Origin of the sequence: Microbispora sp. CL1-1 (genome assembly GCF_012034195.1) — a bacterium.
In the GTDB taxonomy this organism is placed as follows: Bacteria; Actinomycetota; Actinomycetes; order Streptosporangiales; family Streptosporangiaceae; genus Microbispora.
In genome coordinates, this window is the sequence record NZ_JAATEK010000167.1 from 1 (window position 1) to 652 (window position 652).

A 652-nucleotide genomic window follows, 5' to 3' on the forward strand; every position below is an offset into this window, starting at 1 on the left:
GAGCACCTGCCCGTCGGCGTTCATGACGATCCGCACCAGAGTCGAGGTCCGGGCGAGCCGGTGCACGCTGGAGACGGGCAGCACCTGCCCGGTCGCCAGCAACAACCCCGGCGGCACCATCCCCAACGCCCCTCCCAGAGACGCCCCCAGCAGCGTGCTTGCCGACGCTCCCAGCGCCGACCCCAAGAACGCCCCGGGCATCGCGCCCGCCGACGCACCCGGAGATCCCGGTGACCCACCTTGCGCCGCACCCCGCGATGCCCCCTGTGCGGCTCCTTGCGACGCTGCTTGCGACGCTGCTTGCGACGCTGCTTGCGCCGTCCCCGGTGTCCCACGCCCGGCTCCCGGTGCCGTTCCCGATGCCCATCCGGGTGGTGTCTCCCGCTCCGGTCCGGGCCCGCCGGGCGTCGCTCCCGACGGTCCCGACGGTCCCGATGTCCCCGACGCCTGCGTCGCACGCGAGCACCGCGCCTCACCGCAGCACCGGCACGCACCCTGGCCGTCGCACCGGCACATGCTGTGGCCATGCCGGCAGTCCCCCGCAGGCCCAGGCCCGGCGTGGGTGTGACGTACGGAGGCGTCCTCGGGCGGAGGGTCCGGCCACGCCGCCTGCGATGGCGCCACCTCCGTAGGCGCTGCCTGTGAGTGCGCC

At 75.0% G+C, this 652-nt stretch carries 1 protein-coding gene; it reads right to left on the minus strand.

Annotated elements, in window-relative coordinates:
* Positions 1–201, minus strand: a 201-nt coding sequence (locus tag HCK04_RS40450) for a hypothetical protein (RefSeq protein ID WP_142652789.1), incomplete at its 3' end; no start/stop codon positions are given.
* Positions 202–652: the final 451 nt, after the last annotated feature.